The sequence below is a fragment of the Xanthomonas hortorum pv. cynarae genome, from assembly GCF_002939985.1.
Classification (GTDB): Bacteria; Pseudomonadota; Gammaproteobacteria; order Xanthomonadales; family Xanthomonadaceae; genus Xanthomonas; species Xanthomonas hortorum_D.
Window position 1 is genome coordinate 25,359 of record NZ_MDFM01000032.1, and the last position, 23,178, is coordinate 48,536.

Consider the following 23,178-nt stretch of genomic DNA (forward strand, 5'->3'; position numbering starts at 1 on the left):
GATCCTTTAGAGTGACTATTGTGACCCGATATCTGTTCCCTCAGGAGGACCATTCCCATGTCCAAGAAAAAGAACGCCAACAAGCCCGTCGTCATCATTGACGGACCAGACGCCTTACCGGTTGCCGCCGCATCGGCCCCGCACATCGATATCGGGATCAAGGACGGCGATCGCAAGAAGATCTCCGACGGTCTGGCCCGCTACATGGCTGACGCCTTCACCTTGTATCTGAAGACCCACAACTTCCATTGGAACGTCACCGGGTCGATGTTCAACTCGCTGCACACCATGTTCGAAACCCAGTACACCGAGCAGTGGGCCGCACTGGACGAAGTGGCCGAGCGCATCCGCGCCCTGGGCTACAACGCACCGGGCTCCTACAGCGAGTTCGTCGCTTTGACTTCGATCCCGGAAGAACAGGGCCTGAGCGACAGCGCCGACTGGCGCGAGATGGTGCGCCAGCTGGTCAGCGGCAACGAAGCGGTCTGCCGCACCGCACGCAAGGTGCTGGGCACCGCCGACGACGCCGGCGACGACCCGACCGTGGACCTGTTGACCCAGCGCCTGCAGACCCACGAAAAGTACGCGTGGATGCTGCGGTCACTACTGCAGTAAGCACCTCTCTCCACGCGCCGGCACTGTCAGCCGCGGGACACAAAGCCCCTCTCCCCTCGGGAGAGGGGTTGGGGTGAGGGTACGGAGCGAAGCTTACGTCCGCATCAGCACTCGTAGGCACACCCACCACGTCGCGGCGATCCCCGACACCGCATTACGCAACGCCGCCGGCATGACACCGGCCAAGACGTGACCCGCGCGGTATCCTAGACGGATGTCTTCCCCCGCCCACGAACTGCTCAGCCGCGTCTTCGGTTACGACGACTTCCGGGGTCCTCAACAGGCCATTGTCGAACACGTCGCTGCCGGCAACGATGCCCTGGTGCTGATGCCCACCGGTGGCGGCAAGTCGTTGTGCTATCAGGTGCCTGCGCTGCTACGCGATGGCATCGGCATTGTGGTCTCGCCGCTGATCGCATTGATGCAGGATCAGGTCGACGCCTTGCGCCAGCTCGGCGTGCGCGCCGAATTCCTCAATTCCACGCTGGATGCGGAAAACACCCAGCGGGTCGAGCGCGCCTTGCTCTCGGGCGATCTGGATCTGCTCTACGTCGCGCCAGAGCGCTTGCTGACGCCACGCTTCCTGTCCTTGCTGGAACGCAGCCGCATAGCGCTATTTGCCATCGACGAGGCGCACTGCGTCTCGCAATGGGGGCACGACTTCCGCCCCGAATACCGCCAGCTCACCGTGCTGCACGAGCGCTGGCCGCATATTCCGCGCATGGCCTTGACCGCCACCGCCGACCCGCCGACCCAGCGCGAGATCGCCGAGCGCCTGGATCTGGTCGAAGCGCGCCACTTCGTCAGTTCCTTCGACCGCCCCAACATCCGCTACACCGTGGTGCAGAAGGACAACGCGCGCAAGCAGCTGCAGGAGTTCCTGGGCCGCCATCGCGGCTCGGCCGGCATCGTCTACGCCATGTCGCGGCGCAAGGTCGAAGAAACCGCGCAGCAGCTGTGTGCGCAAGGCTTCAACGCCCTGCCCTACCACGCCGGTTTGCCGGCCGAGGTGCGGGCGGAAAACCAGCGCCGCTTCCTGCGCGAAGACGGCATCATCATGACCGCCACCATCGCCTTCGGCATGGGCATCGACAAGCCCGACGTGCGCTTCGTGGCGCATGTGGATCTGCCCAAATCGCTGGAAGGCTACTACCAGGAAACCGGCCGCGCCGGCCGCGATGGCGACCCGGCCGAAGCCTGGCTCTGCTACGGCCTGGGCGACATGGTGCTGCTCAAGCAGATGATCGAACAGGGCGAAGCGGCCGAGGAGCGCAAGCGCCTGGAGCGCGCCAAGCTCGATCACCTGCTGGGCTATTGCGAATCGATGCAATGCCGCCGCCAGGTGCTGCTGGCCGGCTTCGGCGAGACCTATCCCAAGCCCTGCGGCAATTGCGACAACTGCCTCACCCCGGCGGCCGCCTGGGATGCCACGGTGGCGTCGCAAAAAGCGCTCAGTTGCGTGTACCGCAGCGGGCAGCGTTTCGGTGTGGGCCACCTGCTCGACATCCTGCGCGGCAGCGAGAACGAGCGCATCAAGCAGCTCGGCCACGACCAGTTGAGCACCTACGGCATCGGCCGCGATCTGGACGAGCGCACCTGGCGCGGCGTGTTCCGCCAGTTGGTGGCCGCCAGCCTGCTGGAGGTCGACAGCGAAGGCCATGGCGGTCTGCGGCTTACAGATGCCAGCCGCCAGGTACTCAAGGGCGAGCGCCAGGTGATGATGCGCCGCGAGAACCCGGCTGCCGGACGCGAGCGTGAGCGTGGCACGCAACGCACCGGCCTGCCGGTGCAACCGCAGGATCTGACCTTGTTCAACGCCTTGCGCGGCTTGCGCGCAGAGCTGGCCAAGGAACAGAACGTGCCGGCGTTTGTGATCTTCCACGACAGCACGCTGCGCAACATCGCCGAACAACGGCCAACCAGCATCGATGCGCTATCGCATATCGGCGGCATCGGTGGCGGCAAACTGGCCCGCTACGGGGCGCAGCTGATCGAGATCGTGCGCGAACAAGGCTGATGCAACGGCGTGTGTCATCGGCATACCAACGCCGGCACAAAAATCCCCAAGATCGACAGCGCGCATTCAATCAGCCGTTGCTAGTTTCACAAGGCGATCTGGCACGCGCTGTCAGTCCCTCATGTAGAGTCCAATCGATGAAACGCAGCCTGCTTCTCCTGGCCACTCCGATGAAACGCAGCCTGCTTCTCCTGGCCACTCTGTTTGCCGCTGGCGGCGCGCTCGCCCAGGCAGGCGACGGCAGTGCCGAGCCGGTCACGGCGCGCTCGCTCGATCTGAGCATTCCGCAGGCACCGGTGCAGTACCGCTCCGACCCGGAGGTCCCCACCGATCCGCCAGGCACCTTTTACGGCGACAAAAGCGGTCCCCAGCCTGCGTTGAGCCGGCCCAGTGCCGCCGCCATCGCCGCCGAACGCGCCGAGCAATGCCAGGGCAAGCTGCATGGCGCAGTCGAAACCGGCATGGGCTACGCCAGCCGCGGCGGCAACAGCAACTGGCAGGCGGTCAATCTGAATTCCTGCAAGACCTATTACGACGACGACGGCAAGGCGCACCAGATTGGCGTCAGCATCAGTGTCGGGCGTGGCGAAGGCCCGATTTTCGGCCCGCGTTATGGGCCTGGCGGCTACGGTCCCGGCCCGTTCGGCTGGTAACCATACGGCCCCGTCTGCGTTGACGGAGGGTTCACCCCTGCATCGCTGAGAATGCGGCTTGCCTTACGAGACGCGCTCATGTCACAGAACAAGGAACGGCCGGTTGTCTTCGTCGTCGAAGACGGCGATGGCACCCGACAACTCAGCTGCCTTGTGCTGGAGAGCTATGGGTTCACCTGCCGCAGTGCAGGCTCGGTCGAAGAAGCGCTGACCCTGATCGAAAGTGACCCGCGCATTGATGTGCTGTTTTCCGATATCCACTTCCCGGGCGGTTTGACCGGCGTGGATCTGGCGGTCAAGACCGCGCAGGCACCGTACAAGCTTCCGGTATTGCTCACCTCCGGCCTGGCGGTGGAGTACGTGGAAGAGATCCTGCCCGACGGCGTGGCCTTTCTGGAAAAGCCTTACACCCCCGAGCAATTGCTGACCGCCATCCGCAGCGTGATGGCCAAACACCGGGTGCTTCCCACCCCGGTGGCCTGACGGCGGCCCACAATCCCGGTATGAAATGCCAGCCGTCGCGCCATGCGCCGGCCACTGGGATCGATCAACACACGTTTGTGCCAAGGATGCGGCGCCATCGCCCGCCTGCAAAAGCCGCTCAGTCAGCCAAACGCTGCAGGGTCTGCTTGCACGATCTGCGCCAGACATTGCGCTTCGACACCCATACACCGAACGTCCATCGCATGACGCCTCACGAATGCAACGTGCAAAGAACATTTGAACCACGCATACGTCGTATTTCACGCGATCAAGCACGGCGCTCGCTAGGCTGGTTCGAATGCAGCGCTTTGCTGCCAAAGAACTCAGGAGATCCCCATGGGCGACAACTCGTTTCTGTCACCGGCTTTCATCATCTTGGTCGTTGCGATCATCGGCGTGGTTTTCTGGCTGGTGACGCGTGCCAAGAAGAAGCGCAACAAGAAGTAAGCGACCCGGGCATCGGTTCGAAGGCAGCGACTCGTCGCATTGCCTGCAGGTTGCCGCCAGCGTTGAACGCCAGCGGCACACTCAAAAACGCTCGCCCGCCGGCAGGTAGCGCCATTCGCCGATCGCCAGTTTGCCCAGCGAGATGCGGCCCACGCGCAAGCGCCGGATGCTTACCACGTCCAGCCCGACTTCCTTGCACATGAAGCGCAGTTGCCCGGGCTGCACATGTTTGATCGCAAAGCGCAGCCGCTCTTCGTTCTGCCAACTCACCTTGCACGGCGACAGGCTGCGCTGCTGATAAACCAGGCCATGCGCAAGCCGTGCCATGCCGTAGGGGCGCAGCTCGCCGCTGACTTCCACCAGGAATTCCTGCTCGATGGAGGTCGCATCGGCGCTGAGCCTGCGTAGCACGCGGCCATCCTGGCTCAGGACCAGCAAACCGCTGGCCTCGTCTTCCAGCGGCAACGGCGCGCTCAGACGCAGGAAATGCCGTTTCAGCACGCGCACGTTGGCCTGATCCAGACTGCTGCGCGCGGCCGGCACGGCCAACCCCAACGCGGCCTCGGCCGTCATTCCGGCAGGCTTGTGCAGCAGCAACGTGGCTGGCTCGGCAGGCGCAAGCACCGCATCGGCTGCCAGCGTCACCTGCGGCGCAGTGGCCAATGTCTGCGGCTCCTCGACCACCACACCGTCCACGCTGACCCAGCCGCCTTCGATGTACTGCTGGGCCTCGCCACGCGAGCAGCCGAACAGCGCGGCAACGCATTTGTCGAGACGGATCGGTTCGGACATCGGACGAGCTCAGCATCAGGGCACGGCAGTGTACGTGCTGGGTCCGTGGATGCGCGAGGTTGGCCTCCCTGCGTGGCTTTGAGGCTCTGTCAACACCTGGGGGGTACGTCGGCATCCATGTGAACGCCAACGAATCAGCGCCGTCGCCGGGTACCCATGCAAGCTTTGCCCGGCACTTTGCTGCCATCGCGCTTCTGCCGCACCCGACAAAATGGGAAACTGGGCGCTCACACAGGAGATTGAAGATGTTCATCAAATTCGGCACAACCCGGATCCGCCTTGCCCATATCTCCGTCGTCAACGACCCGTTCAACGCCGGCGAGAGCTTCGGTTCGTATTGCCACTCGGTGCGGGTCGGCCTGATCTCCGGCGACGAGGTGTTCGCACGCTTCAACAACGAGGCCGATGCCGAACAGCTTTACGCCAACGTCCTTGCCGCGCTGGAGAGTTGAGCGCAAGACAACACCCATCGCGCCATGCTTGCTGCGCGCGACGGCGCGATGGATCAGTGGCTCGCTAAAAAGTAGTCGGCACAGGCCGGCTCGCGATGTGCACGGGCAGGCTGCTGCGCTGCCCAGCAGCAACCGAATCGCTCGCGGCATTGATGCATTCGCAGCAATCTTGCGGTTCTCATCCGCCCATACCACACACGTCAGCGAACTCGACCATTCGTCAGTTCCAATCGTTGGCTGTGCGCGCTGCGTTATCCACCTCAGCGCGTCGGTAAAACGTTGGAAAATCGTCATGCCATTGGCACGCTTCGATCCACCAACGACGCATTAAACAAGGCGTTTTTGGCGGGATGTCAGGTAGCGGCGGACAGCTGTCGGGAAATTTCTTCCACGTCATGAATCCGCCATAAGTATTTCCGAATACAAGCCTTTAGCTCCTCACTCTCCGGCCGCTAGCTGGGCAAGACGCTTGAGTGGATGCACCCCGCATTCACTGAGTCCTTCAGCTGCACAACCTGATTGCCGCGCAGACCGACATGGCCAAGCATCACGACAATGGCCAGATCAGTTTCCGCATCGATGCGGCGGCATTCCCCGGCGATTACGGGCGCATGGCCAACGACACCAATTTGCTGGTCGCCTCGCATGTGGCGGTGCAAAACGATCTGGCCCGCATCATGGGGCGTTACGCCATCGGCGAACTCTCCGAAGACATGCAGCCACTGCCGGGTGAAAAAGCCGCCTTCAGTGACACCATGTCGCAGGTCAAGCTCAATCTGTCGGCGATGAATCACGAGATCAAACATCTTGCCCAGTCGGCCGCCAATGGCGACTTCACAGCGCGTGGCGATGTCGAGCGTTTCCAGTTCGATTTCCGCATCATGGTGGAAAGCCTCAATCATCTGATGTCCACCGCCGATGGCAATCTGCAGTCGCTATCGTCGTTGCTGCAGTCGATCGCCGCCGGCGATCTCACCGCACGCATGAGTGGCGAGTTCCGCGGCGTGTTTGCCCAGATGCGCGACGATGCCAACGCCACCGCCAGCCAGTTGGCGCAGATCGTCGGCAACATCCAGCAATCGGCGGTCTCGATCAACTCGGCTGCCAGTGAAATCGCTGCCGGCAATCAGGACCTGTCGCAGCGCACCGAGCAACAAGCGGCCAACCTGGAAGAGACTGCTGCCTCGATGGAAGAGCTGACGTCCACCGTCAAACAGAATGCAGAGAGCGCACGCGAGGCCAATCAGCTCGCGATCGGCGCCGCACGCGTGGCCTCGCAAGGCGGCGAGGTGGTGGGCAAGGTCGTCCAGACCATGACCGGTATCGAAGCCTCGTCCAAAAAGATTGCCGACATCATCAGCGTCATCGATGGCATCGCATTCCAGACCAACATCCTTGCCTTGAACGCCGCGGTGGAAGCCGCGCGTGCCGGCGAACAGGGGCGCGGCTTTGCGGTGGTGGCATCGGAGGTCCGCACGCTCGCACAGCGTTCGTCTGGCGCGGCCAAGGAAATCAAGAGCCTTATCGACGATTCGGTGCAGCGTGTGGCCGAAGGCTCGGCGTTGGTGCACAGCGCTGGCAAGACCATGGGCGATGTGGCGGCCAGCGTGCAACGCGTGACCGACATCATGAGCGAGATCTCTGCGGCCTCGCAGGAGCAGTCGGCCGGCATCGAGCAGGTCAACCAGACCATCACGCATATGGACGAGGCCACCCAGCAAAACGCCGCGCTGGTGGAAGAAGCCACGGCCGCCGCACGCTCGATGGAAGAACAGGCTGTGCAGCTCACCGACGCGGTGGCGATCTTCAAGATCGATGCACGGCAGACAAGCCAGGCACAGACGCGCGCGGCAGCACCAGTCGCGCATCTGTTGAACAAAGTCCGTAGCGCTTGAGGAGTTAGGCGGTGAACCCAGCGCTGCCCTCAACAGCGTCGTCGGCGTGGTTCCACTGACGGCACTGACGGCACTGGCTGGGGCTTGCATAGATCGGCCCTCGGAATGTCGTCTACGAAAAGCGTCGGGCAAGGCGCTTTTCGTTGTTTCCGGCCGTTTAAACCGCAGCCACGCAGATCACGTCCACGACTGCAGGCCTGATCAGTTGCTAGGCGCGGTCGCGGTATATATCCCGGGGATGTAACGCTCCATCAGCGACTGTGGATACAACGGTGACGTAAACCCGTAGCGCGCGTATAACCCGTGCGCATCGCTGGTGGCAAGGCTGAAACGGCGCAATCCCTGCAGCTCGGGGTGTGCCATGACCGCATCCATCAGCAGCTTGCTATAGCCCTTGCCTTGATGCTCGGGCAGCACGAAGACATCGCCCAGATATGCAACGGTTGCGTAATCGGAAACCACCCGCGCGAACGCCACCTGCACGCGCTCCACAAACCCGCCAAAGCACAGCGAATTGGCGATGGAGCGCTGCAGCAGCGACAACGGGATGTCCCTGGCCCACGTGGTGTGCTGCGACAGATAGCGGTGGATCATCGGCACATCGAGCTCGGACGTGTCGGTGGTAATGCGCAACGGCGGCATGACAGTGACTCCAGTCATAGGGGGGCGTCAGAGTAGCGCAGCATGCGATGGCAGCAGCAACAAGGCGCACAGCACCAGCATGAACACCGCAATCAATGCATCCAGGACGCGCCATGCGCGCGGATCACGAAAGGCCGGCTGCAGCAAACGCGCGCCATATCCCAGGCTTGAGAACCAGGTAACACTGGCAAGGCACGCACCCGACGCAAACGCCCAGCGCAGCTGACCTGGATAGCGCGCAGACACGCTGCCCAGCAGCACCATCGTGTCGAGATAGACGTGCGGATTGAGAAACGTGAATGCCAGACAGGTCAGCATGGCGCGCTGCCAAGGTTGCGCGCCACTTGCTGCCGGTGCCAGTGCTCCCTTGCCATGCCAGGCCCTGCGTGCAGCCAGGATTCCGTACGCTGCCAGGAACGCAGCGCCTGCATAGCGAAGAACTTGCAGCACGCCCGGCCATTGCTTCACCAACGCACCGATCCCGGCGACGCCCAGCACGATCAGCGCGATATCGCCGGCTGCGCAGATCAGCACGATCAGGCCCACATGCTGACGCTTGAGCCCCTGCCGCAACACAAACGCATTTTGTGCCCCGATCGCAATGATGAGACCTGCGCCAGCGATCAAGCCGGCCGCTGCTGCCTGAACGAACATATGCATCTCCCGAGAACCAGGCCTGCATCGTGATGGCAGCGAGCGATTCAGAAAAACTAAATATTCTGTAGGCTAGTTAGAACTTCTAATCCAGTAGAGAGATGCCATGGATCTGCTGCATCCACCGCTGGCGGCGTTCGCGGCCGTGCTGGAAGAAGGCAGCTTCGATGCTGCTGCGTATCGGCTGTCGGTCACTCCCTCGGCCATCTCGCAGCGCATCAAGGCACTCGAAGACCGGCTTGGCCAGGTGCTGGTGATACGAAAAGCACCCTGCCGCCCTACCCCGGCGGGTGAACGCCTGTTACGTCGGGTACGACCGATGCAGGTACTCGAAGCCGAGGTAATGGCCGACTTCCTGCCCGGCGACGGCGCAGCTGGACATCCACGCACCATTGCCATCGCCGTCAACGACGATTCACTGCAGACCTGGTTCCTGGCTGCACTGGCGTCCTTGCATCAAACGCATGGGTTCCTCTTCGACGTCCATGTGGACGACCAGGACCACACCCTGGAATTGTTGCGTGCAGGCACCGTGCTTGGCGCCGTCACCTCGGAGCGCAAGCCACTGCAAGGCTGCAATGTCGACGCATTGGGTGTGATGCGTTACCACGCCATCGCATCGGCCGCCTTCGTTGCAAGGTATTCCGCGCAGGGTTTCAACGCTACGGCGCTGACGCGTGCGCCGATGCTGGTTTTCAACCGAAAAGACACGCTACAAGCCCGCTTCGTCCGCCGCATCACGCGCGCGCAGGTGTCGCCACCGGTGCACTATCTTCCCACCTCGACCGGCTTCGTCGAAGCTGCCGCGCGTGGACTTGGGTGGTGTCTGGCCCCGGACTCGATGGTCGTTCCGGCAGTCCGGGACAGGCAGGTGTTCATCATCGATCCCACGCGCTGGCTCGATGTGCCGCTGTACTGGCAATGCGCGGCAGTGCGCTCAAGCGCCTTGCACCATCTCAGTCAGGCGCTGAGTAAGGCGGCAGCTGCCAGTTTGCTTGGCGGCAGGCAGTAGCTTTTGCCGTAGCGCGCACCCGCACGATGCCTCGATCCGGCAAAGCGTTATTCACTCGCTTTGGCTGACCTCGGCAATTTTCAAAAGCGCGGACTAGCCGGCGCTTGTCTGCTGCAGCAGCGCCAATGCGGCCTGCAGATCACGCAAGTGGAAGGGCTTCTGCAAACCGTGCCGATGCTGGAATTTCTCGGGGATTCCGCCCACAGAATATCCAGTCACAAAAATATACGGCACTCCGCGGGCATCCAGTTCCTCGGCGATCGGAAAGGAATAGCTGCCGCCAAGATTGACGTCCAGCAACGCCAGATCAAGATTCCCCTTCTTCACTTCCTCAAGCCCGGCATCCACGTCACCCACCGTCGCCGCGATCTCGTATCCCAGTTCGATCAAGCAGTCTTCCAGCAGCATGGCAACCACGGATTCGTCTTCGACCAACAAGACGCGCCCGGTCACGTGTGCGCCTCGACCAGCTCGGCCGGCAGCGGCATGCAGACACGGAACGAAACGCCCGCAGGGTCAAAAACGAGTTCGACATCGCCCTTGAGGTCGTGCTTCAAACCACGTTCCAGCAATCGGGAGCCGAAGCCTTTGCGCGTTGGTAGGCGGACAGCCGGCCCGCCGCGTTCCTGCCAGATCAGTTCGAGCTGCGCGTCTGCATCCTGCATTCTGCGTTCCCACGCGATCAGCACGCTGCCTTCCGGAACAGACAGGGCGCCGTGCTTGAGCGCGTTGGTACACAGCTCGTGCAACGCCATCGATAGTGCCAGCGCCCGCCGAGGATCGAGCCGGCATGATTGGCCCTGCAGCGCGAAGCGCACGCCATCGTGCGTTTCGTACAGTGCAGCAGCATCGCGGGTCAGCTCGAGGATATCGGCACTGACCCAGTTTTCGCGGGTAAGCGTGTCATGGGCTCTGGAGAGCGCCAGCAGACGCGCATCGATCTTTTCTTGTGCATCCGCAAGGCTGGTCGCGTTATTGAACGACTGGCGAGCCAGCGACTGCACCATGATCAGCGAATTGTTGACGCGATGATTGAGCTCGTTGATCAGCAACTGCAGGTGCTGCTCATGCTGTTTGTGTTCGGTGATGTCACGCGTGGCGCCAGCGATCGCCTCCACCTCGCCATCAGGCCCAAAGACCGGTGTAAAGATGTACTCGTACACACGCAGGCCCTTGGTGGTATGCGGAAACGGCACCTCGCCTCGCAGCGGCTGGCCGGTCGCCTTCACCTGCTCGATTTCGGTATCGTACATCGCGGCATGCCAGGGCTCGTAGCCAATTTCAAGGCAGGTCTTGAGGTGCGCCTCTTCCCAGCGCATCCCCCACATCGTCAACAATGCCTCGTTGGCGTAGATAAAACGATGCTGGATGTCGAACACGTACAGAAGATCCGGAGTCGCTTGTAACAGCGCCTTGTAGATACGCGATTTCGCGGCGTCTTCCTGCTGGTCGGCCATCACGTCATTGACTCCGGATTCGATCCGCACAATAAACCGCTAATCGTGAACAAAAAATCATGCGACCGCCACTGCAACGTTCACTGGATGGGCAGTGTGACGATGTGGAATCCAGGAATCCATGCAGTGTCTCTTTCAGCCGCATAGCGTCAATAGACAGGCGCTCAAGACATTCAAACCCTAGGCCTCGACCGGATACCAGAACTCCTTGGCAGGACCATGCGGCAATAGCGCGCTGTCGCCGTGCAACGCCGACCCTGCTAGCCTCTCCGCTTCCGTTGTTACAGCCTGATTCCGTCATGAAAAAAGCCGTAGTCCTCTTGTCCGGTGGCATGGATTCCGCCGCCGTCGTCGCGCTCGCGCAGGAACAGGGCTTTGCCGTGCACGCCCTAAGCGTGCGCTACGGCCAGCGCCACACCTCCGAACTGGACGCGGCCGCACGTGTGGCCACCGCGCAAGGCGTTATCGCCCACAAGGTGGTCGACGTGGACCTGCGCAGCATCGGCGGCTCAGCGCTCACCGCCGACATCGACGTGCCCGATGCCGGCGGCGACGGCATTCCGGTTACCTACGTGCCTGCGCGCAACACCATCATGCTGTCGCTCGCGCTGGGCTGGGCCGAGGTGATCGGCGCCAACGACCTGTTCTGCGGCGTCAACGCGGTGGACTATTCGGGCTATCCCGACTGCCGGCCCGAGTTCGTACGCGCCTTCGAAGTGCTGGCCAACCTGGCCACCAAGACAGGCGTGGAAGGCGCCGGCCTGCGCGTGCATGCACCGCTGCAGTTCCTCAGCAAGGCCGATATCGTCCGCGAAGGCGTACGCCTGGGCGTGGACTTCGGCCTCACCGTCTCCTGCTACCGCGCCGACGCCGACGGACGCGCCTGCGGCCACTGCGACGCCTGCCGCCTGCGCGCCGCCGGCTTCACCGACGCCGGCATCCCGGACCCCACCCACTACGCCATTTCGTCTTGACGCCGGTGTAGGGTAGAATGCGCACCCCGGCGCACTGCCGGGACAGTGGGCCGTTAGCTCAGTCGGTAGAGCAGAAGACTTTTAATCTTTTGGTCGATGGTTCGAATCCATCACGGCCCACCAATAAAATCAGTCACTTGAAGAGCGCCTAAGGCGCTTTTTTTGTGCCTCCGGGAAAATTACCGGGAAGATGAGTGGCCGTGGAGCATGCTCCACGGCCACGAAGTCGGATGGCATGCGCCGGATGGCGCGGGCCTTCACTGCCGGCACACCCTTGCAGATCACATTGCGTCATCTTGCAGGTCATGTGGCCAAGCGGATGCAGCCGTGTCTTCGACGAGGTCTGCCAAGGGCCACACAGGATCACGTGGTCCACATCTACTGGATAAGCGATTGCACCCGTCGTGTTCGTCGTGCGCCTCCGCTGGCCCGTGCTTGCTTGCGCAACCAAGTGAGGACTTCAAGTGCAGAATCGACACGCATGCAGACATGCAACTTGCCCAGTACGATGCTCTGCGCATCGCCGCCCAACAAGACCTCTTCAAGGCCGGTCGCTTCGCAGGCGATCAGAACCGGCGCCACTTCTTGCTGCGCGTCGGAATGCAGCATCGCCAGCAAGTAGCCCTGCATTGTCTCGAAGCTGAGGACGACGCCCGCGCAGACGCGGAATTGCTTGTTGGCGCTCATCGCTGAGCCTCCGCAAACGCGCCATCAACGGCAACGATCGCTACATCGACATCGGCAGGCGTGAGGACGTGGATGGGCGTGCCAATGCCTTCGAGGCTCGGCGTCACGTTGAGCGAATCGGCACAGTTCCATTCGAAGACGATGGCGGTCAGATCGAAATGATGGGCGACCTGACGCGCCGCAAACACGGGCATTTCTTGGGTGTCGTAAGACATGCTGGATTCCTTTTGTGTTTTGGAATCCGCCACCCAGACGCCAATCGGGGTGGCGGACGGTACGCGGTTGGCGTGCCGGCCAAAAGGAACCGGTGGGCCTTGCGGCCCCCGCGCACCGCCCGCCATAAAGCTGGCCGGCATGCGCCCGCGACGATGCTGGCGATAAAAAAGCGCCATGCATCGGTCGATGGGCGCTGGTGCGCCTTTTGATTCGGGACGCCAATCCCGGTCGCCGAGTGTGCGGCGACATGGGGATACTCACTCCGACTCTTGGAGCATGTCAACGGAAAAATGCGCGCCGCTGCGGCGATGGTGTCGAGAACACCAGGCAGTTCACCGTCGGGTCGGCGTCGAAGCGATTGATGAGACCGGCGCTGTTCAAGCCAGTATTGGCCAACACCACGTGTGCCTGCGCGAATCGCGCCATCAGTCTGCGCAACAGCTCCGGGCCGGGCCGGGCAAAGCGTGATTGAATAGCACTGCTAGCAGCGGCGTAACCCCTTCCCCCCAGCAAGACACGTCATTCTCAAAAATCCAGTGTGGCGACTGCGCCCCCCTGCTGTGCAAAGCCGGCGTCTTCGATGAAATTCAAATCAAGTGCCCGCGCTGCGGCAGGCTTAATCACCTGAAGGCCGAGAGCCTCACCTCTGATCGCCGCGAGCGAATCAAAGAATGCTCTCACCATGAAAAACCAGCTGCTGCAGGGCGACGCCCTGACCATTCTGCCCACGCTCGAAGCGAACTCCTTCGACGCGCTGATCACTGATCAGCCGTATGCCAGCGGCGGGCTGCACGCCGCCGCGCGTGCCCGGCCACCCTCGACCAAGTACTGCAGGGAAGGAGGGACGTCGGGACCGCCGCACGCCCGTGTTGCCGGGTGTCATCCGTAAATCGGTACGCAAAGCCGATAAGCATCACCTGACCGGCAAGCCCACCGAATTGATCCGGCAGCTGCTGCGGATCTGCGAAGCAGGAGCACGTGTGCTTGATCCATTTGCTGGTAGAGGGACGACTCTGATCGCGGCACAGTTGGAGGGATACAGGTTTACCGGCGTCGAGATGACCCGCCACTACGCTAATTCTGCTACTAAGCGCCTATTAGATTTCTAGCGTATGCATGTGTCCGGCCGCATTTTTGTGCGACCGGATATGATGGGCTAGTTTCAATCTTTTAAGTTAGGTAACAAAAAGACTGGGGGGCGATCCCGCTAGCAATGACATGGCGAAGTTCCTTAGGCTCATGATATCGAATAACTGATTTCACCTTGATAGCATGCGCTGTGGCTCGGCCTTTAAAATAGTCGGTAAAAAATCGCTTTGAGATTCCCGAGAATTGAGCTGTTAGTGGCCACAGCACTGCAGGTCTATCAGAGATAATTTCATCAATCTCAAATTCTCCCACAACCTTCCCCACAGGCTTGGTTGCGTATATTACAACGGTTTTTACACCATCCGCTTTCGGAATAGCCTTCCTAAATTCGTACCGCTTGTCACCATCAAGAATTTTTTCGGCATACTCAGGCTTGATGGACAATAAGACTCTCATGAACGTTTCCTAGCTGTGCGATGTTGACGAGCTGGCTATGTGTCAGCGGCATGAAACCCCAGCGCGCATCCGCGTTCAGGCCCACTTCTTCGATAAGCGCCTTGCGATTTGGGCGTCTCGTTAACGCAACATTGTATGTGAAGCGCACAACGTGAGGGTAGTTCTTGCGCGCCCAAAACTGTTCCAATTCATCGTCGGTGAAGACGCTGTAGGGACGACAGTAGTTCATGAACTCGTTTAGGGATGAGAAGCTGTTAATAGTTCTATATTCCTCAACAACGCAAATGGACGTTGCAACAGATCGGTAGAACGCCGAGCCTTGGCCGTCATTGGTTCTATAGATCAGTAAGAGATCACCACGACGCAAGGCCTCCATTCCGGGCATTGCTGCCAGATATACCTTATGAATGCTATTTGCGTGCGATATGTCCTGCACGATCTCTTCATCCTCACTCCTGAGAATCGAGTCGGGCAACAAGCGCGTGTGCCACTTAGGATAGAGCGCTAACAGATAGGCAGAGTTCTTCCCGACAGGGATTAATGGATATCTAGTTGAGACGTCGGAGTAAGGGGCGTTGAGCGCCCGAACGAGCACGAGTTCAGTTCCGTTCGGTGAGGTCTTATTCGCCCTGTGCTCAAAGCCGTAACGTGTTAAGAGGGCGAGCAATGCGGCGTGCTCTGGGAACGCGGTGACATAGATTTCATCTGCTTCTACATGCATCGCATGGTCGAAGAGCTTTTTGACAAAGCGTTCTCCGAGTCGAGTCCCATGGGGATTCACCTTGAAAGTACCAACTTTCACTCGTATTGCAGGCGGTAGAGGCGGTGTCGTGTCCTCGACCGCGCCGCTTTCAATTTTCAGGTATAGGAAGCCCTCGACAGTCCCTGCATCCCCATAAAAGACATACGCCCGGTCCTCAGCCTTTCGTTGGAACCAACTCGGAAATTCTGCATAGCCAGCCTTCAGTGAATCAAAAAAGCGATCGGCTAGGTCGATTGTCTTGAATTGCTTCAGTTGCAACTGCATAAGGCCTCCTTGTCAGCTTGATCACATGGCCCACGCCGGGCCTCAGCAAATATTAATTTCTGCTTAAGGAAAGAGCAATTGGCTGGCTGTTGCAGGCGGCGGCGCCGCGCTCAATCGTCACCCCGCCACGCCTGCGGACTTCATAGTGCTATTTCGATGCACTTCTGCAGGCACGTCGGCACTCGACCGCCTAGACCTTCTGTTGCGTGCACCTCCCGGTGCAGTCCTCGACGCAGCAGCGGCCACGAAAACTTTACTGGCTGTTCATGTGCACTTGGCTAGGTTCCGTTCGTCACCCGTACGGAGTGCGTCAATGAGGCCCATCAGAGCCGCCCCGTTTTTGATCGTCGCTGCCCTGTGCGGAACTGCGCTCTGTGCTTGTGCGCATACCCAGGCTGACTCTATGCAGCCGTCTCCGAAGGAACACACCACCATGACTACGCATGAAGCCGAGACGGTCAGCAATCCCACACTTAGCGCCGAGGAGATCGGTAAGCGGCTTCTAGCACTGATCGGAGGACTGAAGTCTCGAGACGAGATCAGCCTAGACAGAATTCGGGACGTGATGCACATCTCTCTGAAGCTTGAGCCAGGCGCACTGGGCGCTGGGTTCCCGAGCGGTGATCTAGGAGGCGGTTGGCGCTACGTATTCGATTACTTCACCGAGTCGCCCTCCAACTCGAAAGGGATCAAGTTGACATTCGTCAACACTGCAGATCGTTTCGCCGACATGACTGCCGTCTGCAGCCTCGACTTCGACTACTACGATAAATCGCTCAAGCGCATGGGCTTTGTCAGTGCGCCGACACATGGCCCGATCGGTCAACTGGAAGATATGCACTATGTGAAAGCTGCGGCAAATGAGGTGGGCGGAGACATCGTGATTTCTATCGTTCCGCAAAACGTGGTTGCAGGATCCGCTACTCGGCTCTGTGTCAAATCTATCAGCACGCTAGGCTAATCAAGGAAGAGCAAGCATATGGCAAGCCCTGGCCCCCAACTCGAAGCAGCATTGGCCCAGTTCGCGGGGCAGCAAGGGGTGACGCAAGATCAGCTTGCGCAATTGCGCAATGCGATCAACGCGGATCCTGCTCTATTGGCGCAGTTTGATCAGCAGGCACAGACTGGGAACTTGCGAGGTTTTGCCCTGCAGTCCGCTAATAGCACTACGCCGAACTTGACGGGAACCTACGACATCCAAAGCGGAGTCGTCACGCTGCCGGCGGCAAGCTTGCCTCCTTCTGGAACGACTGCGAGCAATGACCTAAAGGGCACCTTGCAGATCCAGCAGATGTCGGTCGCATTTGCCCACAGCACCTACCAAGATGCGGCGCGTACCAGTCGTCCTGTTACACAGGATATGGTCAGCAATCTTCAGTCCAGCATCAACAACTCGCCCTTCCTGGCAGACGAAATCAAGAAGGCTGCGACCACGCTCGACGCGTCAGATACGCACAATCCGAAGCGTGCAAACCTTGAGGGCTTCGGATTCGTTGGTCCTGGCCAAGCTGCCGGCGGAACATACGACGGCAACCAAAAGATAATGAACTTGCCGCCCATCGGATTACAGAGACGATCTGCTGCGAATCCCGGCGGGAGTTTCAATGCGGATGCCATGACCTTCGTGCTGGGGCATGAGATCCAGCACAGTTTCAATCACGCGGCAAAGAGCCAAGCCACTTCTACGTTTTTGTCTGACATTGGAAATCAGGCGAAGGTAAAAGGCCCGGTACACGATTACACCAACGAACTGCGCGCCTACGTACAAGCTGGACGCGAGGATGAAGCGAAAGCGGAAATCGCTGGCTGGAATGCACTGCTGAGCTTGAAAAGGCAGGGAAATCCAAATGCCAACGGCGTGGACTTGATGTTGACCACCACGACCAGCAGAACGGAAGACTTCATTGAGCGAGATCCAACGTCTGCCGTTCCCAAGGCCATCATAAGACCAAGCCTGGCATTCAATCAGGACGGTAGCCTTTCGCAGACCCCAGGCAACATTGCCGCGATGGGCCAGCACTACTTCGATCGGCCTTCGCCGGCCTATGCGCAACCTGGCCAGCGCCCTGTCGGACTTGGCGAGCACGTAGACCAGGCCGGCAATCTCCAGCCCACTGCCGACTACGCTAATTACTATGGAGCCTGGGCGGTGGAGCAGATTGTACGCGCCGAGGATCGGGCCAATGTGCTGTACCAGGGTGCCAGACCCAGAGTGACCATCGATATGGCAGGACTAGGGTTGAGCGAGCATTTGATCGAAAACGAGGGTCTGGATCTAGGCGTCAACAAGGCACCGCGACCGTACTACGACAGCAGCACCACGCCGGCAGCGTTACACCACTTCGACCACACTCAGGACGGAAGCGTGAATCCTGCGCACAACCATACCTACGTGCCAGTGGTGCCAGCTGCTCCGAGTTCTCCGGCGGCAGCTGCTCCGCTGAGTCCAGACGACGCGAGTCATCCAAATCACAGCATGCTCGAGCAGATCCGTAGCGGCGTGCGCAAGATCGACGAGAGTGTAGGCAAACCCTACGACGACATGAGCGAAAGGGTCAGCCGGAGCCTTTTGGCTGCCTGCAAGGACAACCGCGAAGCCTATCCAGAGAAGCCCGACTATTCGCTAGCGGGAAATGAGCTGAGCCGCGTGGACCTGGTCGTAATGGGCAAGAACGGCAATCTCTTCGCCGTGGAAGGCCGGCAGGACGACCCCGCTCACAAGCGGGCGCATGTGCAGCTTGATGAAGCCATCAATACCCCGATAGAGCAATCGGACCAAAAGCTGCTAGCGGCCAATCAGGCCATCGCGCAGCAGAAAGAGTTGACGCAGCAACAGGAGCTGACCCGCGGCATGGGCGACCCAAGCCAGGGAGGGCCGAGCAGATGAACCGAGATGCGGCCCCTAGGACGATTCTCTTCGCGTTGAAAGGCGATAGCGGCTGCTAGTGGCGAGCAAGAGATTTCTCGCCATTCCAACCTAAAGCACCACCCTTCAGGCCATCAAAACCTGAAACACCTACAGGTCCGGCCATACGAATATCTCAGCCGACGCCCCTGCGCCCATGCAGTGCAAGCCTCGGCAGCGATCAGCTAGGGCCACATCAAACGCGAATTCACAAGCCGCGCCACGTTTCCTATCGTTGTTGGCTCAACGACACGCGAGCGCAACGCCATGACCAACATCGACAAAGCCGGAACGTTTCTCCTTGGTGACCGCCAGGTCACCCGCGTCGGCTACGGCGCAATGCAGCTTGCCGGGCCTGGTGTGTTCGGCCCGCCCAAGGATCGCGATGCGGCGTTGGCGGTGCTGCGCGAAGCCATTGCGCTGGGCGTCAACCATATCGATACCAGCGATTTCTACGGGCCGCACATCACCAATCAGCTGATTCGCGAAGCACTGCATCCGTATCCGCACGATCTGACCATCGTCACCAAGATCGGTGGAGCGCGTGGCACGGATGGAGCGTGGCTGCCGGCTTACTCATCGCGGGAGCTGGTCAAGGCCGTGCACGACAACTTGCGCAACCTGGGCCTGGACGCGCTGGACGTGGTCAACCTGCGCGTGATGTTCAAGGCCCAGGAGCCGGCAGAAGGCTCCATTGCCGAGCAGTTGGAGACCTTGGTCAACCTGCAGCGTGATGGCCTGGTGCGGCACATCGGCATCAGCAACGTCACTGCAACGCAGGTGGCCGAGGCACGCGCCATCACCGACATCGTCTGTGTGCAGAACATGTACAACATCGCGCATCGACACGACGATGAAATTATCGACGCGCTCGCGCGCGACGGCATCGCCTACGTGCCGTTCTTCCCGCTGGGCGGTTTCTCGCCGTTGCAATCGTCCACGCTTGCCGCTGTTGCCGAGCGCCTCGCCGCAACCCCGATGCAAGTGGCACTGGCATGGCTGCTGCAGCGCTCACCCAACATCCTGCTGATCCCGGGGACGTCGTCGGTGGCGCATCTGCGCGCCAATCTGTTCGCGGCGGAACTGAAACTGCCGGCCGATGCCGTCGAGGAATTGAACAGGATCGCAGTGTAGAAACGCGGGCGATTGCGTCTTGGCAAGCAGCGCCTGGCAATCGGGCGTCAGCGCCCTTGCTCGTCGTTCCACAGCAACTTGTGCAACTGCATCTGGAACCGCACCGGCAGACGATCGGCCACGATCCAGTCGGCCAGCTCCCGCGGCGTGACTTCGCTCTTGCTGGGCGAAAACCACACCGTGCAGCGGCGGTCCAGCGCATGCGCGGCGACAATCTCGCGCGACCATTCGTAATCGGCGCGGCTGCAGATCACGAACTTGATCTGGTCGCGCGCGGTCAGCAGCGGCAGATTCTCCCAGCGATTGCGCTGTTCCTCGCCGGACGCGGGCGTCTTGATGTCGACCACGCGCGAGACGCGCGGATCCACGGCCGACACATCCAATGCGCCGGACGTCTCCAGCGAGACGTCGAAGCCGGCATCGCACAGTTTCTGCAGCAGCACCAGGCAGCGCTTCTGCGCCAATGGCTCGCCGCCGGTCACGCAGACGTGGCGCACGCCATGGCTGGCCACCTCGGCAACGATCGCATCGATATCGTGCCACTCACCGCCATGGAAAGCGTAAGCGGTGTCGCAGTAGTGGCAGCGCAGCGGGCAGCCGGTCAGGCGCACGAATACGGTCGGCCAACCGGCAGCCTCGGCCTCGCCTTGCAACGACAAAAAGATTTCGGTGATCTTCAATCGCGGCAATGGCGATTGGACGATCTCGCTGGGGACGGCGGCGGCGTTCATAGGCAAAGTATGCGCCGCGCCCAAAGGCGCCGACGCGCGGGCTCAGCGCAGTTGCTGGCCGAGACGGATGGACTGCAGGCGTTCCTGGGCGACGCGCGCCGCATCGGAGCCGGGATACTGCGAGACAACTTGCTGCAAGGTCTGCTGGGCTTCGTCGTTCTTGCCTTCGCCATACTGCGACAGGCCGAGCTTCAACAAGCCGCCAGCGGCCTTGTCATGCGTGGGGTAGCGGCCGACGAGATCGCGAAACTGCGCCTCGGCCAGCTGAAAATTTCGGGTGGCGTAATAACTTTCGCCCAGCCAATACAACGCATTTGGGGTGTAGACGCCGTTCGGATAGAGCTCCAGAAAGCTCAGGAACAGTTGCGACGCATCGTCGTACTTGCCGTTCTTCAACGCATCGAACGCCACGTTGTAAGCCGTACGTTCTTCGTTACTGGCGGTCAGCGTGCCGGAGTCGCCATGCACACTGGGCGGCTTCTCGGAAGTTGCCGCCGCTGCAGGCCGCGCAGCCGGAGCCGGGGCTGGGGTGACGCTGCCGGTAGCCGGTGGCAATGGCGGTGTTGCACCACCTGCACCTTCCAACCGATTCAGACGCCCGTCCAGATCCAGATACTGGTCCTTGGACTGTTGTTTGAGTTGTTCGTTGTCGTGCTGCAGCTGTTCCACCGTCGCTCGCAATCCCTGCAGGTCAGAACGCGCCTGCTGTAGCTGATTGAGAAGATCGTTGTTGGCCTGACTGTTGGCCTGCTGCTGCTCGAGAACGGCAACACGATCAGCGAGACTGGCTCGCTGCGCGTAAGCCGGCGCGGCGACCACAAGGGCCGCCGCGACGAACAGAGATGTCACTCGAAAGCGCATCGCTTCTTACTGAGCCGTGTACACGATTTCGACGCGACGGTTCTGCGACCAGCAGCTTTCGCTGGTTTCGGTGCAGACCGGACGCTCTTCACCGTAGCTGACGACGGTCAGCTGGCTGGCGGAACCGCCAGCAGCCTGCAGCGACGACGACACGGCATTGCCGCGACGCTCGCCCAGGCCCATGTTGTACTCACGCGAGCCGCGCTCGTCGGCATTACCCTGCAGGGTGATGCGCGAGGAAGGACGGTCACGCAGGTACTTGGCGTGGCAAGCCATGATGGCCTGGAATTCCGGCTTCAGGGAGTCCTGATCCAGATCGAAGTAGACAACGCGCTGGCGCAGGCAGGCATCGGTATCCAGGTCGCCCGGGCCGTACAGGCCTGAGGTTGCCGGGCCGGTGGGAACGGAGGAACCGGTGGTGGTGTCGGTCGGAGCAGGCGGAGTTTCCTTCACCTTTTTCGAACAACCAGCCAGCACGGCAACAGACAGCAGGGAGACAAGCAAGACGCGGGTGGACTTGTTCATGGGATACCTATGGTGGCTCCTGGGCCAATGGGGTTTAACGCAGCGAAATATTAACATTAATGCGCGGTTCGGTAAGGCCCCCATGCAGGTTCTCTTACATCACCATCGGCCAGGACCAGACGCTGGCGTACCCGAGCGTCGGAAGAGACGGCATACAGCACGCCCCGGCCACCCTCGCGAGCGGCGTACAGAATCATGCTGGCGTTGGGCGCGAAGCTCGGCGATTCGTCCAGCGAACCCGGCGAAATCGTGCTCCAGCTGGGCGAACCCAGGCTGCGATCCATCATGGCGATACGGTAGGTATTGCCGCTGCCCTGCGCCACGGCGACCTTCTTGCCGTCGAACGAGACGCTGGCAGTGGCGTTGTAATTACCCTGGAAGGTCACGCGGTTGGCGCTGCCGCCGCTTGCAGCCACCTGATAGATCTGCGGGCGACCGCCGCGATCGGAGGTGAAGTAGATGCTGCCGCCATCCGGCGCCCAGGTCGGCTCGGTATCGATGCCGAAGTGGTTGGTCAGCTGGGTCAGCTGCTTGCTGCCCAGATCCATCACGTATATCTCCGGGTTGCCGCTACGCGACAGCGCCAGCGCAAGGCGACGGCCATCGGGCGAGAACGAGGGCGCACCATTGATGCCGCGGAAGCTGGAAACCAGTTCACGCGCACCAGTGGAGATGTCCTGCAGATAGATCGAGGAATTGCCGCGCTCGAAGCTCACATAGGCCAGCTTCTTGCCGTCCGGGCTCCAGTTCGGCGACAACAACGGCTCGGCCGAACGCACGATGGTCTGCGGGTTGTAGCCATCCGAATCGGCCACCATCAGCGCAAAACGCATCGAACCGCCGCTACCGCTGGCAGTGACATAGGCAATGCGGGTCCAGAACGCGCCACGCACGCCGGTGATCTTTTCGTAGATCGCATCGGCCATCTGATGCGAAACATCGCGCATTGCATTAGCGCGTGCGGTCATCGCAAGACCTAACAGGCGCTCGCCCTTGGCGACATCGAACAATTCGTACTCGACGCGGTAAGCGCCTTCGCCGGCATCCATCACGCGGCCAACCACGATGTAGTTCTGCTTGAGCGTGCGCCAGGTCTGGAACTGCACCTCGGTCCCGCGGGTCGGCTTTTCGACGATCTGCGCGGCCGGCAAGGTCCGGAACTGACCGGAGCGGTCAAGATCGGCGCCAACCACGGCCGCCACATCGGTCTGCGGCGCGGTGCCGGAGCCTTGGTAAGCCATCGGAATGACAGCGATCGGCGTAGCCGATGCGCTACCGCCGACGATATCGATAGTGAGCCCCTGCTGCTGCGCGAAGGCACTCAGCGGAAGCAACAAAGCGGTCAGGGCAGCTAACCAACGCAGCGGTTTTTTCATGGACGGCTCGGATCGGGCAGGAAAAGTGTGCAAGAGATACCAATCAACGAGTGAACATACTCGCAATCGTGAACGAGA

The 23,178-nt window shown here is 60.9% G+C and carries 25 protein-coding genes, 1 tRNA gene and 2 pseudogenes; 14 read left to right on the forward strand and 14 right to left on the reverse strand.

The window, feature by feature from the left end; translation table 11 throughout:
• Positions 1 to 57 precede the first annotated feature (57 nt).
• From XcyCFBP4188_RS18380 to XcyCFBP4188_RS18395, 4 genes are all read left to right on the forward strand, one after another.
• Positions 58 to 615 (forward strand): Dps family protein, encoded by a 558-nt coding sequence (locus tag XcyCFBP4188_RS18380; RefSeq protein ID WP_006452768.1) that lies wholly within the window; start codon positions 58 to 60, stop codon positions 613 to 615.
• Positions 616 to 829: 214 nt separating this feature from the next.
• Positions 830 to 2,632: a DNA helicase RecQ gene (gene recQ / locus XcyCFBP4188_RS18385; protein ID WP_074058019.1), complete on the forward strand. Its 1,803-nt coding sequence runs from the start codon at positions 830 to 832 to the stop codon at positions 2,630 to 2,632.
• A 170-nt stretch (positions 2,633 to 2,802) separates the two neighbouring features.
• The gene (locus XcyCFBP4188_RS18390; RefSeq protein ID WP_023904796.1) at positions 2,803 to 3,285 is read left to right on the forward strand and encodes a hypothetical protein; all 483 of its coding nucleotides are present in this window, start codon (positions 2,803 to 2,805) and stop codon (positions 3,283 to 3,285) included.
• A gap of 78 nt (positions 3,286 to 3,363) precedes the next feature.
• On the forward strand, positions 3,364 to 3,768 hold the full coding sequence (locus XcyCFBP4188_RS18395; RefSeq protein ID WP_043910889.1) for a response regulator: 405 nt from the start codon (positions 3,364 to 3,366) through the stop codon (positions 3,766 to 3,768).
• Positions 3,769 to 4,296: 528 nt separating this feature from the next.
• Here the strand turns inward: XcyCFBP4188_RS18395 and XcyCFBP4188_RS18405 are convergent.
• The gene (locus tag XcyCFBP4188_RS18405) at positions 4,297 to 5,007 is read right to left on the reverse strand and encodes an rRNA pseudouridine synthase (RefSeq protein WP_104592586.1); all 711 of its coding nucleotides are present in this window, start codon (positions 5,005 to 5,007) and stop codon (positions 4,297 to 4,299) included.
• Between the two features lie 245 nt (positions 5,008 to 5,252).
• Here XcyCFBP4188_RS18405 and XcyCFBP4188_RS18410 point away from each other — a divergent pair, with 245 nt between their 5' ends.
• Positions 5,253 to 5,459: a hypothetical protein gene (locus XcyCFBP4188_RS18410; RefSeq protein WP_006448620.1), complete on the forward strand. Its 207-nt coding sequence runs from the start codon at positions 5,253 to 5,255 to the stop codon at positions 5,457 to 5,459.
• A 500-nt stretch (positions 5,460 to 5,959) separates the two neighbouring features.
• A pseudogene (locus XcyCFBP4188_RS18415) lies at positions 5,960 to 7,354 on the forward strand (methyl-accepting chemotaxis protein); the annotation flags it as partial.
• 201 nt (positions 7,355 to 7,555) lie between these two features.
• On the opposite strand, the gene XcyCFBP4188_RS18420 reads toward XcyCFBP4188_RS18415, so the two are convergent.
• Positions 7,556 to 7,996, reverse strand: coding sequence for a GNAT family N-acetyltransferase (locus XcyCFBP4188_RS18420; RefSeq protein ID WP_104592598.1), 441 nt, complete (start codon positions 7,994 to 7,996; stop codon positions 7,556 to 7,558).
• 27 nt (positions 7,997 to 8,023) lie between these two features.
• Entirely contained in the window at positions 8,024 to 8,650 is a 627-nt protein-coding gene (locus XcyCFBP4188_RS18425) for a LysE/ArgO family amino acid transporter (RefSeq protein ID WP_104592599.1), read from the reverse strand.
• 106 nt (positions 8,651 to 8,756) lie between these two features.
• On the opposite strand from XcyCFBP4188_RS18425, the gene XcyCFBP4188_RS18430 reads away from it, so the two are divergent.
• Entirely contained in the window at positions 8,757 to 9,662 is a 906-nt protein-coding gene (locus XcyCFBP4188_RS18430; protein ID WP_104592587.1) for a LysR family transcriptional regulator ArgP, read from the forward strand.
• Between the two features lie 93 nt (positions 9,663 to 9,755).
• Here XcyCFBP4188_RS18430 and XcyCFBP4188_RS18435 read toward each other — a convergent pair whose 3' ends face one another.
• Entirely contained in the window at positions 9,756 to 10,115 is a 360-nt protein-coding gene (locus XcyCFBP4188_RS18435) for a response regulator (RefSeq protein WP_006448627.1), read from the reverse strand.
• Positions 10,112 to 11,119 carry a sensor histidine kinase gene (locus XcyCFBP4188_RS18440; RefSeq protein ID WP_104592588.1) on the reverse strand — a complete coding sequence of 336 codons (1,008 nt, stop codon included), beginning with the start codon at positions 11,117 to 11,119 and terminating at the stop codon, positions 10,112 to 10,114. The genes XcyCFBP4188_RS18435 and XcyCFBP4188_RS18440 overlap by 4 nt, the downstream gene beginning before the upstream one ends.
• 299 nt (positions 11,120 to 11,418) lie before the next feature.
• Between XcyCFBP4188_RS18440 and queC the strand changes: the two genes are divergently transcribed.
• Both queC and XcyCFBP4188_RS18450 read left to right on the forward strand, forming a co-directional pair.
• The gene (queC, locus tag XcyCFBP4188_RS18445; RefSeq protein WP_104592589.1) at positions 11,419 to 12,093 is read left to right on the forward strand and encodes a 7-cyano-7-deazaguanine synthase QueC; all 675 of its coding nucleotides are present in this window, start codon (positions 11,419 to 11,421) and stop codon (positions 12,091 to 12,093) included.
• Positions 12,094 to 12,140: 47 nt separating this feature from the next.
• Positions 12,141 to 12,216: transfer RNA gene (locus tag XcyCFBP4188_RS18450), tRNA-Lys, on the forward strand.
• 255 nt (positions 12,217 to 12,471) lie between these two features.
• Here the strand turns inward: XcyCFBP4188_RS18450 and XcyCFBP4188_RS18455 are convergent.
• From XcyCFBP4188_RS18455 to XcyCFBP4188_RS22935, 3 genes are all read right to left on the reverse strand, one after another.
• Complete coding sequence (locus XcyCFBP4188_RS18455) at positions 12,472 to 12,780, reverse strand: hypothetical protein (RefSeq protein ID WP_006449145.1); 309 nt, start codon at positions 12,778 to 12,780, stop codon at positions 12,472 to 12,474.
• On the reverse strand, positions 12,777 to 13,172 hold the full coding sequence (locus tag XcyCFBP4188_RS23485) for a hypothetical protein (protein WP_233397311.1): 396 nt from the start codon (positions 13,170 to 13,172) through the stop codon (positions 12,777 to 12,779). Before XcyCFBP4188_RS23485 ends, XcyCFBP4188_RS18455 begins: the two co-directional genes overlap by 4 nt.
• 103 nt (positions 13,173 to 13,275) lie before the next feature.
• On the reverse strand, positions 13,276 to 13,422 hold the full coding sequence (locus tag XcyCFBP4188_RS22935; protein ID WP_160113182.1) for a hypothetical protein: 147 nt from the start codon (positions 13,420 to 13,422) through the stop codon (positions 13,276 to 13,278).
• Positions 13,423 to 13,464: 42 nt separating this feature from the next.
• Here XcyCFBP4188_RS22935 and XcyCFBP4188_RS18465 point away from each other — a divergent pair, with 42 nt between their 5' ends.
• Together XcyCFBP4188_RS18465 and XcyCFBP4188_RS18470 are read left to right on the forward strand one after the other, a co-directional pair.
• On the forward strand, positions 13,465 to 13,761 hold the full coding sequence (locus tag XcyCFBP4188_RS18465) for a Com family DNA-binding transcriptional regulator (RefSeq protein ID WP_233397310.1): 297 nt from the start codon (positions 13,465 to 13,467) through the stop codon (positions 13,759 to 13,761).
• A pseudogene (locus XcyCFBP4188_RS18470) lies at positions 13,679 to 14,105 on the forward strand (DNA methyltransferase). The gene XcyCFBP4188_RS18465 and the pseudogene XcyCFBP4188_RS18470 overlap by 83 nt, the downstream one beginning before the upstream one ends.
• Positions 14,106 to 14,166: 61 nt before the next feature.
• Here XcyCFBP4188_RS18470 and XcyCFBP4188_RS18475 read toward each other — a convergent pair.
• Positions 14,167 to 14,529 (reverse strand): ASCH domain-containing protein, encoded by a 363-nt coding sequence (locus XcyCFBP4188_RS18475; protein WP_233397309.1) that lies wholly within the window; start codon positions 14,527 to 14,529, stop codon positions 14,167 to 14,169.
• The gene (locus tag XcyCFBP4188_RS18480) at positions 14,513 to 15,568 is read right to left on the reverse strand and encodes an N-acetyltransferase (RefSeq protein WP_104592591.1); all 1,056 of its coding nucleotides are present in this window, start codon (positions 15,566 to 15,568) and stop codon (positions 14,513 to 14,515) included. The genes XcyCFBP4188_RS18475 and XcyCFBP4188_RS18480 overlap by 17 nt, the downstream gene beginning before the upstream one ends.
• Before the next feature lie 313 nt (positions 15,569 to 15,881).
• Here XcyCFBP4188_RS18480 and XcyCFBP4188_RS18485 point away from each other — a divergent pair, with 313 nt between their 5' ends.
• The 3 genes from XcyCFBP4188_RS18485 to XcyCFBP4188_RS18495 all read left to right on the forward strand — a co-directional run bounded on the left by XcyCFBP4188_RS18485 (position 15,882) and on the right by XcyCFBP4188_RS18495 (position 19,607).
• A complete protein-coding gene (locus XcyCFBP4188_RS18485) occupies positions 15,882 to 16,529 on the forward strand; it encodes a hypothetical protein (RefSeq protein ID WP_104592592.1) in 648 nt (215 codons plus the stop codon).
• A 78-nt stretch (positions 16,530 to 16,607) separates the two neighbouring features.
• On the forward strand, positions 16,608 to 18,455 hold the full coding sequence (locus XcyCFBP4188_RS18490) for an XVIPCD domain-containing protein (protein ID WP_104592602.1): 1,848 nt from the start codon (positions 16,608 to 16,610) through the stop codon (positions 18,453 to 18,455).
• Positions 18,456 to 18,740: 285 nt separating this feature from the next.
• A complete protein-coding gene (locus tag XcyCFBP4188_RS18495; protein ID WP_104592593.1) occupies positions 18,741 to 19,607 on the forward strand; it encodes an aldo/keto reductase family oxidoreductase in 867 nt (288 codons plus the stop codon).
• Positions 19,608 to 19,654: 47 nt separating this feature from the next.
• On the opposite strand, the gene queE is transcribed toward XcyCFBP4188_RS18495, so the two are convergent.
• The 4 genes from queE to tolB are packed head-to-tail and all read right to left on the reverse strand — an operon-like array spanning position 19,655 to position 23,100.
• On the reverse strand, positions 19,655 to 20,338 hold the full coding sequence (queE, locus tag XcyCFBP4188_RS18500; protein WP_006452382.1) for a 7-carboxy-7-deazaguanine synthase QueE: 684 nt from the start codon (positions 20,336 to 20,338) through the stop codon (positions 19,655 to 19,657).
• 42 nt (positions 20,339 to 20,380) lie between these two features.
• Positions 20,381 to 21,199 (reverse strand): tol-pal system protein YbgF, encoded by an 819-nt coding sequence (gene ybgF, locus XcyCFBP4188_RS18505; RefSeq protein WP_104592594.1) that lies wholly within the window; start codon positions 21,197 to 21,199, stop codon positions 20,381 to 20,383.
• Between the two features lie 6 nt (positions 21,200 to 21,205).
• The gene (gene pal, locus XcyCFBP4188_RS18510) at positions 21,206 to 21,724 is read right to left on the reverse strand and encodes a peptidoglycan-associated lipoprotein Pal (RefSeq protein WP_006452380.1); all 519 of its coding nucleotides are present in this window, start codon (positions 21,722 to 21,724) and stop codon (positions 21,206 to 21,208) included.
• Positions 21,725 to 21,780: 56 nt separating this feature from the next.
• Positions 21,781 to 23,100, reverse strand: coding sequence for a Tol-Pal system beta propeller repeat protein TolB (gene tolB, locus XcyCFBP4188_RS18515; protein ID WP_006452379.1), 1,320 nt, complete (start codon positions 23,098 to 23,100; stop codon positions 21,781 to 21,783).
• Positions 23,101 to 23,178: the final 78 nt, after the last annotated feature.